The organism is Streptomyces sp. UH6, assembly GCF_013421635.1.
GTDB classification, from domain to species: domain Bacteria; phylum Actinomycetota; class Actinomycetes; order Streptomycetales; family Streptomycetaceae; genus Streptomyces; species Streptomyces abyssomicinicus.
In genome coordinates, this window is sequence record NZ_JACADT010000011.1 from 14747 (window position 1) to 30220 (window position 15474).

General features: G+C 68.8%; 9 protein-coding genes. 4 read left to right on the forward strand and 5 right to left on the reverse strand.

Annotated elements, in window-relative coordinates; all coding sequences use genetic code 11:
- Positions 1–25: 25 nt before the first annotated feature.
- The 4 genes from HW445_RS02185 to HW445_RS02200 all read left to right on the forward strand — a co-directional run bounded on the left by HW445_RS02185 (position 26) and on the right by HW445_RS02200 (position 4442).
- Positions 26–1303: a hypothetical protein gene (locus tag HW445_RS02185; protein ID WP_180219326.1), complete on the forward strand. Its 1278-nt coding sequence runs from the start codon at positions 26–28 to the stop codon at positions 1301–1303.
- A gap of 2 nt (positions 1304–1305) precedes the next feature.
- The gene (locus tag HW445_RS02190; protein ID WP_180219327.1) at positions 1306–1845 is read left to right on the forward strand and encodes a Pycsar system effector family protein; all 540 of its coding nucleotides are present in this window, start codon (positions 1306–1308) and stop codon (positions 1843–1845) included.
- A 444-nt stretch (positions 1846–2289) separates the two neighbouring features.
- On the forward strand, positions 2290–3366 hold the full coding sequence (locus HW445_RS02195; RefSeq protein ID WP_257230773.1) for a M48 family metalloprotease: 1077 nt from the start codon (positions 2290–2292) through the stop codon (positions 3364–3366).
- Between the two features lie 173 nt (positions 3367–3539).
- The gene (locus HW445_RS02200) at positions 3540–4442 is read left to right on the forward strand and encodes an N-acetylmuramoyl-L-alanine amidase (RefSeq protein WP_180219329.1); all 903 of its coding nucleotides are present in this window, start codon (positions 3540–3542) and stop codon (positions 4440–4442) included.
- A 318-nt stretch (positions 4443–4760) separates the two neighbouring features.
- Here the strand turns inward: HW445_RS02200 and HW445_RS02205 are convergent, their stop codons facing one another.
- From HW445_RS02205 to rplJ, 5 genes are all read right to left on the reverse strand, one after another.
- Entirely contained in the window at positions 4761–5270 is a 510-nt protein-coding gene (locus tag HW445_RS02205) for a DUF1707 and DUF4190 domain-containing protein (protein ID WP_257230774.1), read from the reverse strand.
- A gap of 177 nt (positions 5271–5447) precedes the next feature.
- The gene (locus HW445_RS02210; protein WP_180219330.1) at positions 5448–9359 is read right to left on the reverse strand and encodes a DNA-directed RNA polymerase subunit beta'; all 3912 of its coding nucleotides are present in this window, start codon (positions 9357–9359) and stop codon (positions 5448–5450) included.
- Between the two features lie 103 nt (positions 9360–9462).
- Entirely contained in the window at positions 9463–12948 is a 3486-nt protein-coding gene (gene rpoB, locus HW445_RS02215; protein ID WP_180219331.1) for a DNA-directed RNA polymerase subunit beta, read from the reverse strand.
- Between the two features lie 662 nt (positions 12949–13610).
- Positions 13611–13997, reverse strand: a complete 387-nt coding sequence (gene rplL / locus HW445_RS02220; RefSeq protein WP_108954831.1) for a 50S ribosomal protein L7/L12 — start codon at positions 13995–13997, stop codon at positions 13611–13613.
- Between the two features lie 137 nt (positions 13998–14134).
- Positions 14135–14665 (reverse strand): 50S ribosomal protein L10, encoded by a 531-nt coding sequence (gene rplJ / locus HW445_RS02225; RefSeq protein ID WP_108954832.1) that lies wholly within the window; start codon positions 14663–14665, stop codon positions 14135–14137.
- Positions 14666–15474 lie beyond the last annotated feature (809 nt).

Sequence of the window (15474 nt, forward strand, 5' to 3'; positions counted from 1 at the left end):
CCTCCACCGACCGGAGTAACGAAGCATGGCCAGCCTCCACCAGCCCGAGTGGTACCAGCAGGCGGATCGCGGCACCCAACTGACCGACCCGGTGCTGTCCGTACGCCAGCTCTCCCGCTTCGAGTTCTCGCTCAAGCACACCGCACGCATCCAGCACGCCTTGGTCTTCTCCACCGCCAAGGGCGAGTACGTGCCCTACCTGCCACCGGAACGCCCCAGCCGATCCGAGATCGCCACCCGTCGGTGCACCGCTCTCTACGAAGTAGACATGGGCGTCCATAGCTTCACCGAGGCGTTCACCCTCCCCAGTGACAACGACGCCGTGGAGTTCACCGTCGACGCCCAGTTCTCCTGGCAGGTCGTCGACCCGGTCGCCTTCGTCCGCAGCGGCCACCGCAACGTGCACACCCTGCTGCTGGCCGAGTTCCAGCAGACCGCCCGCCCCGAGGCACGCCGCTTCCACATATCCGACAGCGCGAACGCCGAGTCTGCACTGGTTGACGCCGTGACCATTGCCGGTCCGCTCGGCACCACCGCGGGTCTGCTCGCGACCTGGAGCGTCAGGGTTCGGCGGGACCACGCCTCCATCAGCGCGGCAGAGCAGATCCACGTCGCGGAGCTGGGTCTCGGTGTCGACGCCGCACAGCTGAACCGGCAACACCAGCTGCGGATGCAGCAGGAACGGTACGAGCTCGAACGGATGCAACTCGAACAGAAGAAGGTCGAGTTCTATCAGTGGCACCTCGAGCAGGGCGGCGTGCACGCCTGGGCGCTGCACCTGGCCCAGCACCCCGGGGACTCGCTCACGGTGATGAACAGCATGCGCGAGGACCAACTGCGCATGATCCGCGACCAGATGAGCCTGGTGCAAACCCTCCTGGGCGGCAACGCAGCCGAACGCTTCGAGCTGGACGCCCCCCGGCAACTGGCCCTGCGCACCGTGACAGACATTCTCAACCAGCGTCTCCCTGGCGTCGCCCACACACCGCCCATGCTCCCGCCAAACGGTGGCGGCCCGGGAGCTCCGGACGCTCCAGAGGCACCCGCTGCTCCGGGTGCCCTTGGCGCACCAGGTACACAGGGGGTTCCGGGGTCCCCGGGGTTGTCGGCCGATCCACGGCTCGCCCACGCCGCCGGGTTCACCGCACAGGCCGCCCCGCCCGGCTCCGTACCGGTCGCCGTACCGCAACCCGCCGCCCCGGGCCCGGACGTCGCGGCACCGCCAGCATGGCAGCCGCCGCCCGGCTACGGCAGCACGCCCACCGCGCCTTCGCAGGAACAGTCCCAGCAGGAGGATCACTGAGCATGACGTCTCCCGACCCGGTCGCCAGCGACCCGGGGGCTGGGTCGCCTCGCAGTCAGGCGGGAATCGCCGAACGGCTGCTGGCCGATCTGCGCACGGAGATCGCCCGCGCAGACACCAAGGCCTCCGTGCTGGTCGCCGCACTGGGCATCACAGCGGGCGCGTTCAGCGGGCTCATCGCCGGGCAGAAGTGGAGCCCCAGCGACCTCACCGGTGCGGGGGCCCCGCTGTGGTGGGTCGGCTGCGTAGCCCTCGTCGTCTCCCTCATCTCCCTCCTCAGCGCGGTTTGGCCTCGCTACCGCAGGGCCACGTGGACGCCAGGGCATCCTCTGTCCTACTTCGGCGACATCCAGCAGGCCGCCCGTCTGGGCCTCCTGGACGACGCTCTCCGGGAGACCGGAAGAGACCCCGCGGCCGGGTTGTCCTCGGCTCTCGCCGAGTCCAGCCGCATCGCCACTCGCAAGCACCAGTGGATCCGTCTGGGCCTGTTCAGCTACTGCGCGGGCGTGATCACGATGCCCATCTCCCTGCTGATCGGCTGATCAGCACGGCGTCACCTTCGAGCCACAGCGATTTGATCCACAGCAATTCGATGCAGAGCAAGGAGACCCATGACCTCCCAGCCTCCCCCGTATCCCCTGCGGCCCGCGCCCCCGCAGGATCCCGGGGCGCCCGCGGATCCGGCACCCGGCTCGCCCACGGCCCCCGCGTACCCGCAAGCACCCCCCTCGACAGCGGCGTCCCTCAACGTGCCGCCGCAATACCCCGGTGCCGTAACCGGGCCCGGACCGTCGCCCCAGTACCCGGCCGCAGAACCACCGATGTACCCGGCACCCGACTATCTGGCGCCACCGGCACCCACGCCCGGCTCTCCGCTGCCCCCGCACTCAGCACCTCTGTACCCGGCAGCCCAGAGCCCCGCGGCCCAGGGCTTAGCGCCTCAGCCCGGGTCGCCTCAGAGCCCCGTACCTCCTGCTGTTCCCTCCATGCCTCAGCAGCCGCCAGGACCGGCCCCTGCCACCGCCGCGCACCAGCCCCAGGCCGGGCCCGGGACCGTCCCGCCGCTCGCACCGCCGCCCGCGGCACCGCAGAACGTCCCTAAGGGCTTCCTCCCGCCCGGCCACCAGCTTGAGACGGAAGAGGGCCGCCGGCTCATCCGGGCCGATCAGCGCCGCACCGACTCCACCGCCGTCGGCAACCTGATGGTCTACCTGCCGCACTTTCTCTGCAGTTTCGGCGTCATGGCGCTACTGTCACTGGCCACCAGGCTGGAACTTGTCCTGCTGCTTCTCTGGCTGGCCAGCGGCCTGCTCGTCTTCCACCGACCCTCGGAGCGCGTCTTCGCCCGCCGGGTACTCGGCCTGCGCCAGCCACTGCCGCAGGAACACGCCCGCCTCGCCCAGATCTGGGACCAGGTCGCCCGCCGGGCCGGGATCGACACCGACAACTACCAGTTGTGGGTCGAAGACAGCGAGGATCTCAACGCTGTTGCCGCAGCCGGCCACATCGTCGGGGTGACCCGGTTCTCGCTGCAGCATCTCTCCGACGGCGAACTGGCCGCCGTTCTCGCCCACGAACTGGGCCACCATGTCGGAGGACACGCCTGGTCCTCGCTGCTCGGATACTGGTACTCCCTGCCAGCCAGGCTGGCATGGAAGGTCATGCGGTTCGTCATCCGCGTGCTCTTCCGGGTGGCGGCCGCCTTCTCCGTCATGGGCGTCGCGATCCTCGGCATCATGACCGTTGTCTTCACCCTCGCCAGCGTGGCGACTCTGTACGGCCTGCCCCTGCTGGTCCTCCTCTCCCCTTACGCCCTGGCAGCCGTGGGCCGCCGCGCCGAACTCCGAGCCGATCGGCACGCCGCCGAACTCGGGTTCGCCCCCATGCTGGCCTCCGTGCTGTACCGCCTCCACCAGGAGGAGGCGCTTGCAAAGCAGGCCGTCATCGCGCAGACCGGAAAGCCGCCCGCCGGACCAGGCCCGCTGACCAGGATCCTGTCCTCGCACCCCGACCACCCCACACGTCTGCAGCATCTCCAGCCCTTCATGCAATCCGCACAGTGACCCCGTGTGTCCGGCCCCGAGGGCCGGGCACACCCCCCCTCGCATCGCCTCGCACACAACTCGCCTTCCAGACCAGGAATTCGCGCGGGAGGAAGGCCCTCGCGCCTCTGTTGAGATTTACGACACAAGGGAATGAGAGCCAACAGGCATACCGCGAGCGAAGGGAAACCACCATGGCTTCACCCCTGACCGCCGACGCCCTCGTCAGAGCTCTCCGCAACGAGGGCGTGAAGGTGGTCGAGCACTCCGGCTGGCGCACCAACAACCGTAATTCCAAGGGCGCCTGGGGCCCGGTCAACGGCGTGATGATCCACCACACGGTGACCAGCGGCACCGACGCCACCGTGCGCCTGTGCTTCGACGGCAGGTCGGACCTCCCGGGCCCGCTCTGCCACGGCGTCATCGCCAAGGACGGCACCGTGCACCTGGTCGGCAACGGGCGTGCCAACCACGCCGGACTGGGCGACGACGACGTCCTGCGCGCGGTGATCGCCGAGTCCGCGGGGCTGCCGGCGCCGAACGAGAACAACACCGACGGCAACGCCCGCTTCTACGGCTTCGAGTGCGTCAACCTGGGCGACGGGAAGGACCCCTGGCCGGCGGCGCAGCTGGAGGCGATCGAGGCGGCGTCCGCGGCGCTGTGCCGGGCCCACCGCTGGAGCGCGCGCTCGGTGATCGCCCACAAGGAGTGGACCAACACCAAGATCGACCCGCGCGGCTTCTCGATGGCCACCATGCGGGAGCGCATCGCCTCCCGTCTCGGCGCCGCCGTCCCGACCCCGCCCCCGCAGCCCGTGGTGGACCTCTCGCGGCTGGTGGCGGCCGCCAAGGCCGACCCGCCCGCGTCGGGCACACCCGTCACCTACTCCGGCGTGAAGACGGTGGAGCGGGCCCTGGTGGCGGAGGGGCTGCTGGCCGCCCGGTACGCGGACGGACACTACGGCTCGCAGACCGTCACCGCCTACGCGGCCTGGCAGCGCCGCTGCGGCTACTCGGGCGCGGACGCGGACGGCATCCCGGGCATGACCACGCTGCGCCGTCTGGGCGCGGCACACGGCTTCACCGTGCAGCAGTAGCCCGCGGGAGCGACCCGGGGCACCGCGGCACGGAGTGACGCCCGGACGTGCCCGACGTGCCGACGTGCCGACGTGCCGACGTGCCCGACGTGCCCCCACAGCCGCACCGCGCGGGAGTCACGCACGGCCTCGCCGTGCGGGAGGAGTGACGCACGGCCTCGCCGTGCGGGAGTAGCGCACGGGCTCCGGCCCGCTGTCGTGGCCACCCCCCACAGCCACCTCCCCCGCCGTCTCCCCCACGGACGCCTCCCGGCAGTCCCCCGTGGCCCTCCCCCGGGGCCGCGCCCCGCAGGCGTCCGCCGAGCCGCTCTCCGCCCGCTACCGCAGCCTGGCAAGCACCGTGAACAGCCAGACGAGGCCCCACCCCGCCACCCAGAGCCAGCCGAGCACCAGCCCGGCCAGCGCGCAGCCGTCGCCCTCCTGCCCGGTCCGCCGTATCTCGCCGCGCGCCATGTGCCCGAGGACGACCGCGGGGAGGCTGGTGACACCGCCGCTGACCATGGTGAGGATGCCGAGCACCAGCGCGGCGACCGCCTTGCCGTTGGTGGCCGTCGCGTACGACCGCGGCGGGTGCACCGGCGCCGGCGCGTAGGCGGGCGGCGCGGGCAGTGTGGGGACGGGACCGTGCGGAAGGTCGGCGACCAGGACGGAGAGGTCCCCCTGGGTGCGCGCGGAGTACGCCCGGGCGACCCGCTCCTCGAACTCGGCCTTGGCCAGGCGCCCCTCGGCGAACCCGGCCCGGAGTATGTCGACCGCGCGCTCGCGGTCGGCCGTCGACGCCAGCATCGGGCTGCCACCCCCGTACGGCGACCAGGGTTGCATGTGCATGTGCGCCACCACCCCTCTCTCCTGGTGGTGAGAACGCCCGCCGCCTTCCGACCGGTTCCCCCCCGGGTCCGTTTTCCCCCGTTCGGCCCAGACCCGTCCGCCCTCAGGACACGCCGAAGGGCGGCCACCCCCCGCAAGGGGTGACCGCCCTCAGGTCACGCGGACCTACCGGTCAGCTCACTGGTTGTACGGACCGTAGTCGTAGTCCTCCAGCGGCACCGCCTGGCCGGAGCCGGCGCCGAACGGCGAGTAGTCCATGTCGTCGTAGCCCACCGCCGAGTACATGGCGGCCTTGGCCTCCTCGGTCGGCTCGACCCGGATGTTGCGGTAGCGGGACAGACCCGTACCGGCCGGGATGAGCTTACCGATGATGACGTTCTCCTTGAGGCCGATCAGGGAGTCGGACTTGGCGTTGATCGCCGCGTCCGTCAGAACCCTGGTCGTCTCCTGGAAGGACGCCGCGGACAGCCACGACTCGGTCGCCAGCGAGGCCTTGGTGATACCCATCAGCTGCGGACGGCCGGAGGCCGGGTGGCCGCCTTCCTGGACCACACGACGGTTCTCGGTCTCGAACTTCGAGCGCTCCACGAGCTCGCCCGGCAGCAGCTCCGCGTCGCCGGACTCGATGATCGTCACGCGGCGCAGCATCTGCCGGATGATGATCTCGATGTGCTTGTCGTGGATCGACACGCCCTGCGAGTTGTAGACCTTCTGGACCTCGCCGACCAGGTGGACCTGGACGGCACGCTGACCGAGGATGCGCAGCACGTCGTGCGGGTTGGTGGCACCCATGGTCAGCTGCTGGCCGACCTGGACGTGGTCGCTCTCGCCCACCAGGACCTTGGCGCGCTTGGAGATGGGGTAGGCCATCTCGTCGCTGCCGTCGTCCGGGGTGACGACGATCTTCTTCGTCTTCTCGGTCTCCTCGATGCGCACGCGGCCGGCGGCCTCGGAGATCGGGGCGACACCCTTCGGGGTACGGGCCTCGAAGAGCTCGACGACACGCGGCAGACCCTGGGTGATGTCGTCACCGGCCACACCACCGGTGTGGAAGGTACGCATCGTCAGCTGGGTACCGGGCTCACCGATGGACTGGGCGGCGATGATGCCGACCGCCTCACCGATGTCGACCAGCTTGCCGGTGGCCAGCGAGCGGCCGTAGCACATGGCGCAGGTGCCGACGGCGGACTCACAGGTCAGGACCGAGCGGGTCTTGACCTCCTCCACGCCGGCCTTGACCAGCTGGTCGATGAGCACGTCGCCGAGGTCGACGCCCGCCGGGGCGAGCACCTTGCCGTCGACGACGATGTCCTCGGCGAGGCAGCGTGCGTAGACCGAGGTCTCCACGTTGCCGACCTTGGCGAAGACGCCCGCCGCGTCGCGCTCGGCGATCTTCAGCTTGAGGCCGCGCTCGGTGCCGCAGTCCTCCTCGCGGATGATCACGTCCTGCGAGACGTCGACCAGACGACGGGTGAGGTAACCCGAGTCGGCGGTACGCAGGGCGGTGTCCGCCAGACCCTTACGGGCACCGTGCGTGGAGATGAAGTACTCCAGCACGGACAGGCCCTCACGGAAGGACGCCTTGATGGGACGCGGGATCGTCTCGTTCTTGGCGTTCGACACCAGACCACGCATACCGGCGATCTGACGCATCTGCATCATGTTGCCTCGGGCGCCCGAGTTCACCATCATCGAGACCGGGTTGACCTTGGGGAAGTTCTCCGCCATGGCCTCGGCGACCTTGTTGGTCGCCTCGGTCCAGATGCCGATCAGCTCGTTGGTGCGCTCTTCCTTGGTGATCAGACCGCGCTCGTACTGCTTCTGGACCTTCTCGTCCTTGGCCTCGTACGAAGCGACGATCTCCTTCTTCGCGTCCGGGACGACGACGTCGGAGATGGCCACGGTCACACCGGAACGGGTCGCCCAGAAGAAGCCGGACGACTTCAGGTTGTCGAGCGTCGCCGCCACGATCACCTTGGGGTAGCGCTCGGCGAGGTCGTTGACGATCTCGGAGAGCTGCTTCTTGCCCACCTCTTCGTCGACGAACGGGTAGTCCTCGGGCAGCAGCTCGTTGAAGAGCGCGCGGCCCAGCGTGGTGTGCAGACGGAACGGGTCGCCCTGCTGCCACTCGCCCGCGGTGTCGGACTCGCCCTCCTCGGCGGCCGGCGGGGTCCAGCCGCGCGGCGGCATGGTCCCGACCGGGAAGCGGATGTCCACCTCGGCCTGGAGCGAGAGCTCACCGGCGTCGAAGGCCATGATCGCCTCGGCGACGGACGCGAAGGAGCGGCCCTCGCCCTTGGGGTTGCGGCCCTCGGCGTCGGTGGTGAGGAAGAACAGACCGAGGACCATGTCCTGGGTCGGCATCGTCACCGGACGGCCGTCGGCCGGCTTGAGGATGTTGTTCGAGGAGAGCATCAGGATGCGCGCCTCGGCCTGCGCCTCCGCGGAGAGCGGCAGGTGGACGGCCATCTGGTCACCGTCGAAGTCCGCGTTGAACGCGGTGCAGACGAGCGGGTGGATCTGGATGGCCTTGCCCTCGACCAGCTGCGGCTCGAAGGCCTGGATGCCCAGGCGGTGCAGGGTGGGCGCACGGTTCAGCAGGACCGGGTGCTCCGCGATGACCTCTTCGAGCACGTCGTACACGACCGTGCGGCCGCGCTCGACCATGCGCTTGGCGCTCTTGATGTTCTGCGCGTGGTTCAGGTCGACCAGGCGCTTCATCACGAACGGCTTGAAGAGCTCCAGCGCCATCGCCTTCGGCAGACCGCACTGGTGCAGCTTGAGCTGCGGACCGACGACGATCACGGAACGCGCGGAGTAGTCCACGCGCTTGCCGAGCAGGTTCTGACGGAAGCGGCCCTGCTTGCCCTTGAGCATGTCGCTCAGGGACTTCAGCGGACGGTTGCCCGGACCGGTGACCGGCCGGCCACGACGGCCGTTGTCGAACAGCGCGTCCACGGCCTCCTGGAGCATGCGCTTCTCGTTGTTCACGATGATCTCGGGCGCGCCGAGGTCGAGAAGCCGCTTCAGGCGGTTGTTGCGGTTGATGACGCGGCGGTACAGGTCGTTCAGGTCGGAGGTCGCGAAGCGGCCACCGTCCAGCTGCACCATCGGACGCAGGTCCGGCGGGATGACCGGCACGCAGTCGAGCACCATGCCCTTGGGGCTGTTGCTGGTCTGCAGGAACGCGGAGACGACCTTGAGGCGCTTGAGCGCACGGGTCTTCTTCTGGCCCTTGCCGGTGCGGATGATCTCGCGGAGCTTCTCGGCCTCCTCCTCGAGGTCGAAGGACTCCAGCCGCTTCTGCAGCGCGGCGGCGCCCATCGAGCCGTCGAAGTACGTGCCGAAGCGGTCACGCAGCTCGCGGTAGAGCATCTCGTCGCCCTCGAGGTCCTGGACCTTGAGGTTCTTGAAGCGGTTCCACACCTCGTCGAGGCGGTCGATCTCGCGCTGGGCGCGGTCGCGGAGCTGCTTCATCTCGCGCTCGGCGCCGTCGCGCACCTTGCGGCGCACGTCGGCCTTGGCGCCCTCGGCCTCGAGCTCGGCGAGGTCGTTCTCGAGCTTCTTGGCGCGGGCCTCGAGGTCCGCGTCACGGCGGTTCTCGATCTGCTGGCGCTCGACGGAGACGTGGGCCTCCAGCGAGGACAGGTCGCGCTGACGACGCTCCTCGTCCACGTACGTGATCATGTACGCGGCGAAGTAGATGACCTTCTCGAGGTCCTTCGGGGCGAGGTCGAGCAGGTAGCCCAGCCGCGACGGAACGCCCTTGAAGTACCAGATGTGGGTGACGGGGGCGGCGAGCTCGATGTGGCCCATCCGCTCACGGCGCACCTTGGCGCGGGTCACCTCGACGCCGCAGCGCTCACAGATGATGCCCTTGAAGCGGACACGCTTGTACTTGCCGCAGTAGCACTCCCAGTCCCGGGTGGGACCGAAGATCTTCTCGCAGAAGAGCCCGTCCTTTTCCGGCTTGAGCGTGCGGTAGTTGATCGTCTCGGGCTTCTTGACCTCGCCGTGGCTCCACTGACGGATGTCGTCCGCGGTGGCCAGGCCGATCCGGAGCTCGTCGAAGAAGTTGACGTCGAGCACTATGCGTCAATCCCTCTCAGGGTTGTAAGTCTGTGGTCTGAAACGGGGGTCGCGGGATCGGCGGGGGGCCGGCCTGTCGGGCAGGCCCCCCACCGGACTCCCGTCAGACCTCTTCGACGCTGCTCGGCTCGCGCCTGGACAGGTCGATGCCGAGCTCCTCCGCAGCGCGGAAGACGTCCTCGTCGGTGTCACGCATCTCGATGGACATGCCGTCGCTGGACAGCACCTCCACGTTGAGGCACAGGGACTGCATCTCCTTGATGAGCACCTTGAAGGACTCGGGGATGCCGGGCTCAGGGATGTTCTCGCCCTTGACGATGGCCTCGTAGACCTTCACGCGGCCGGTCACGTCGTCGGACTTGATGGTCAGCAGCTCCTGGAGCGCGTAGGCGGCGCCGTAGGCCTCGAGGGCCCACACCTCCATCTCGCCGAAGCGCTGGCCACCGAACTGGGCCTTACCACCCAGCGGCTGCTGGGTGATCATCGAGTACGGGCCGGTCGAGCGGGCGTGCAGCTTGTCGTCGACCAGGTGGTGCAGCTTGAGGATGTACATGTACCCGACCGAGATCGGGTCCGGGAACGGCTCGCCGGAGCGGCCGTCGAACAGCCTCGCCTTGCCGGACGGCAGGACCATGCGGTTGCCGTCGCGGTTCGGGATGGTGTGCTGCAGCAGGCCGGCGAGCTCGTCCTCACGCGCACCGTCGAAGACCGGGGTGGCGACGTTGGTGCCGGGCTCGACGGCGTCGGCGCCGATCGCCTGGAGGCGACGGGCCCACTCGTCGGCCAGGCCGGAGACGTCCCAGCCGCGGCTGGCGAGCCAGCCGAGGTGGATCTCCAGCACCTGTCCCGGGTTCATTCGGGACGGCACACCCAGCGGGTTGAGGATGATGTCGACCGGGGTGCCGTCCTCCAGGAACGGCATGTCCTCGATCGGCAGGATCTTCGAGATGACGCCCTTGTTGCCGTGACGGCCGGCGAGCTTGTCACCGTCGGTGATCTTGCGCTTCTGCGCGACGTAGACGCGGACCAGCTGGTTCACGCCCGGCGGCAGCTCGTCGCCCTCCTCGCGGTCGAAGACGCGCACGCCGATGACCTTGCCGGTCTCGCCGTGCGGCACCTTCAGCGAGGTGTCACGGACCTCACGGGCCTTCTCACCGAAGATCGCGCGCAGCAGGCGCTCCTCCGGGGTCAGCTCGGTCTCACCCTTGGGCGTGACCTTGCCGACCAGGATGTCACCGGCGATGACCTCGGCGCCGATGCGGATGATGCCGCGCTCGTCGAGGTCGGCCAGGACCTCCTCGGAGACGTTCGGGATGTCCCGGGTGATCTCCTCGGGGCCGAGCTTGGTGTCACGGGCGTCGACCTCGTGCTCCTCGATGTGGATCGAGGAGAGGACGTCGTCCTGCACGAGGCGCTGCGACAGGATGATCGCGTCCTCGTAGTTGTGACCCTCCCACGGCATGAACGCCACGAGCAGGTTCTTGCCGAGGGCCATCTCGCCGTTCTCGGTGGCCGGGCCGTCGGCGAGGACCTGACCGGTGATGATCCGGTCGCCCTCGTTGACGATGACCTTCTGGTTGACCGAGGTGCCCTGGTTGGAGCGGGAGAACTTGGCCAGGCGGTACGTGATGTACGTGCCGTCGTCGTTGGCCGTGGTGATGTAGTCCGCGGAGACCTCCTGGACCACACCGTCCTTCTCGGCCTTGACCACGTCGCCGGCGTCCACGGCGGAGCGGTACTCCATGCCGGTGCCGACCAGCGGGGCCTCGCTCTTGATGAGCGGCACGGCCTGACGCATCATGTTGGCGCCCATGAGGGCACGGTTGGCGTCGTCGTGCTCGAGGAACGGGATCATGGCGGTCGCGACCGACACCATCTGGCGCGGCGAGACGTCCATGTAGTCCACGTCCTCGGGGCCGACGTAGTCGACCTCGCCGCCCTTGCGGCGGACCAGCACGCGGGCCTCGGCGAAGCGGAGCTCGTCCGTCAGCGGCGCGTTGGCCTGCGCGATGACGAAGCGGTCCTCCTCGTCGGCGGTCAGGTAGTCGACGTCGTCGGTGACCTGGCCGTCGATGACCTTGCGGTACGGGGTCTCGACGAAGCCGAACGCGTTGACCCGGCCATAGGAGGCGAGCGAGCCGATCAGACCGATGTTCGGGCCTTCGGGCGTCTCGATCGGGCACATGCGGCCGTAGTGCGACGGGTGGACGTCACGGACCTCGAAGCCGGCCCGCTCACGGGAGAGACCACCCGGACCCAGCGCCGACAGACGGCGCTTGTGGGTGAGACCCGACAGCGGGTTGTTCTGGTCCATGAACTGCGACAGCTGGCTGGTGCCGAAGAACTCCTTGATGGAGGCGACGACCGGCCGGATGTTGATCAGGGTCTGCGGCGTGATCGCCTCGACGTCCTGGGTGGTCATGCGCTCGCGCACGACGCGCTCCATACGGGCGAGACCCGTACGGACCTGGTTCTGGATCAGCTCGCCGACGTTGCGCAGGCGGCGGTTGCCGAAGTGGTCGATGTCGTCGGTCTCGACGACGATCGAGGCACCCGAGTCGCCGACCGTCTCGGTCTCGCCGGCGTGCAGCTTCACCAGGTACTTGATCGTCGAGATGATGTCCTCGACGGTCAGGATCCCGGCGTCCAGCGGGGCGTCGGCACCCAGCTTCTTGTTGACCTTGTAGCGGCCGACCTTGGCCAGGTCGTAGCGCTTGGGGTTGAAGTACAGGTTCTCGAGCAGCGTCTGCGCGGCCTCACGGGTCGGCGGCTCGCCCGGACGCAGCTTGCGGTAGATGTCCAGCAGCGCGTCGTCCTGGCCCTGGGTGTGGTCCTTCTCCAGGGTGGCGCGGATGGACTCGTAGTCGCCGAACTCCTCGAGGATCTGCTCGGTGGTGTAGCCGAGCGCCTTGAGCAGGACGGTGACCGACTGCTTGCGCTTGCGGTCGATGCGGACACCGACCATGTCGCGCTTGTCGATCTCCATCTCCAGCCAGGCACCCCGGGACGGGATGATCTTGGCGGAGAAGATGTCCTTGTCGGACGTCTTGTCGATCGACGAGTCGAAGTAGACACCGGGGGAACGGACCAGCTGGGACACAACGACACGCTCGGTGCCGTTGATCACGAAGGTGCCCTTGTTGGTCATGAGCGGGAAGTCGCCCATGAAGACCGTCTGGGACTTGATCTCGCCGGTCTCGTTGTTGGTGAACTCGGCGGTGACGAAGAGCGGAGCCGCGTACGTGAAGTCGCGCTCCTTGCACTCGTCGATGGAGTTCTTCGGGGGCTCGAAACGGTGGTCGCGGAAGGTCAGCGACATCGACCCGGAGAAGTCCTCGATCGGGGAGATCTCCTCGAAGATCTCCTCCAGACCGGACTTGGTGGGGACGTCCTGACCTGACTCCAGAGCCGCCTCGACGCGAGCCTTCCACGCGTCGTTGCCGAGCAGCCAGTCGAAGCTCTCGGTTTGCAGCGCCAGAAGGTTCGGAACCTCGAGGGGCTCCCTGATCTTTGCAAAGGAGATGCGCAGCGGGGCGGTGCTGGCACCGTTGTTCGTATTCGCGGTCGAGGCAGTGCGCGAGGCGGCCAAGAGGGGGTCCTTCCGAGGGCTCGGACTCACTACGCGCGTACCGGCCCCCCGCAGAAGGGAGGAAGAGAGGACAACGTCCCAGGTCGGAACGGTCCGGCCTTCCAGGCTCGAGCGAGGGCAGACCCCTGGTGACGGGCAGGGGGCAGCTAACAGGCAGCGCAAAGGGTCAGTGTAGCCACATGGCCCACTGATGTCCAGTGCGGGTATGCGCGAACCCCACGACCGCCGTTGTCCCTCGCTGTTCTCACCTTGTCTCGACACCGTCTCGACGACGCCTTCGGCGGGAGCAATACCCCCTGCCGTCAACGCACGGTGATACTGCCCTCTTCGCCGCCGATCCATGCCTCGGATACGGATCGTGTCGCGGCGCGAACTGAGAATCGCGCGCCGCGTGCGGTTCGTCAAGGGCTCCCCGCCGTCCGGCTCTCTCCTTGCGGCGCGCTGCCACGGCCTCCGGAAAGCACTGCTTGCGGGTCTCCCCCAGGCACGGCGAAGATCACCATACCCCGAGCCGCCGACACTGCAAGGAGCCCGCCGGAGGGCTCGTGAAACGCCGAAGAGCGACCACCCACTTGGGTGATCGCTCTTCGGTGCGTCAGCGTTACAGCCCGCTCACGCGGCGGCTGTAACGGCCGATGCGGGGTCCCTGCGGACCCGTGAGGTCACTTGACCTCGACGGAGGCGCCGGCGCCCTTGAGGGACTCGGCGGCCTTCTCCGCGGCCTCCTTGTTGACCTTCTCGAGGACGGGCTTCGGGGTGCCGTCCACCAGGTCCTTGGCCTCCTTCAGGCCGAGGGAGGTCAGCTCGCGCACGACCTTGATGACCTGGATCTTCTTGTCGCCGGCACCGGTGAGGATGACGTCGAACTCGTCCTTCTCCTCGACGGCCTCGGCGGCGCCACCAGCGGCACCACCGGCGACGACGACCGGCGCGGCAGCGGCGGCGGTGACGTCGAACTTCTCCTCGAAGGCCTTCACGAACTCGGAGAGCTCGATGAGGGTCATCTCCTCGAACTGGGCAAGCAGGTCTTCCTGGCTGAGCTTCGCCATGATGGCGGTCCTTCCACTCAATCGGCAGGTGGTGCCGGGATGTACTGGGTGAGGCGGGCGTACGTTGGGCCCGCTGTTGATCTCCGCCGCCGCGAGGCTCGCGCTTCTAGGCGACGAGGATCAGAAAGCGAGCCGAATTACTCGGCACCGCCCTGCTCGTCCTGCTTGGCACGAAGCGCGTCCACGGTGCGGACGAGCTTCGACGGGAGCGCCTGGAAGAGCGAGGCAGCCTGAGACTGCTTGCCCTTGAACGCACCGGCCAGCTTGGACAGCAGAACCTCGCGGGACTCGAGGTCCGCAAGCTTCTTGATCTCGTCGGCGGACAGCGCCTTGCCGTCAAGGACACCGCCCTTGATGACGAGATTCGGGTTCTCCTTGGCGAAGTCACGGAGACCCTTCGCCGACTCCACCGGGTCACCGGTGACGAAGGCGACCGCCGTCGGACCGTTGAACAGGTCGTCGAGCGAGGAGATCCCGGCCTCGTTGGCCGCAATCTTGGTCAGCGTGTTCTTCACCACGGCGTACTGGGCGTTCTCACCGAGCGAACGGCGCAGCTGCTTGAGCTGAGCCACGGTGAGACCGCGGTACTCGGTCAGCACGGCGGCGTTGGAGCTGCGGAACGCGTCCACGAGCTCGGCAACCGCGGCAGCCTTGTCGGGCCTCGCCATAGAGCCTCGGCCTCCTTCCGGGTGATTCGGACCGCGCGGACCCGAAGGAGGACTGGGAAAAACGAAACGCCCCATGCGCAGGCGCACGGGGCTCAGCTCGACCGTCGCGGCGTGTGCCGCTCCGGGAACTCATCCACAGTCACCTACGCGGGTCGTCCGCACTTCAGCGGATCCTTCGGCCACCGCACCCTCATGCGAGCGCACGGCAACGACCAGCGGTCTTTGGCTTCCTCGGAAGCGTACGCGAGTCCCCCTCCCCGGAGCAAATCCACCCCGAAGCCCCTGCGCAGCGCCCCCGCTCCCTCCCCGCCGGCGGCGGCCCCACCGCGGCGCGCCCGGATCACGCCCTCCCACGCCGCGGCAATCGTGCCGCCGGGGCGATGCACAGACCACGCCCTCCCGTCTGCGGGCCATCGCGCCGCTGAGGCGATGCGCTGGCCGTCCCCGTTCCCGTCTGCGGGCAATCGTGCCGCTAAGGGCGGCAAGGGTGGGCGCAGGGCCTCACGTGCGCACGCGACGGCTCGCCCCTCGGAACGTAAGCCCCTCTGGGAAGGGGGCGGGTCGGGGGATGAACGGTGCTGTCCGCCCAGAACCTGGCTTGGGCACGCCGCAGTGAGGTCACGTGCATACGGCACCGCCCGCTTGCGCGTGGTCAAGCGGACCGCTCGCCGCGGAGGCGCCGCCCTGCGCCCGCCCTCCCCCAAGCTCTCGGCTTCGCTCGAGCAGTGGGTACCCCCATCGCCCCCTGGGCGGCCCAGCCGCCCGCAGAAGGTCGGGCAGGCGCCCGCACAACGGCGGGGCACGCGCCC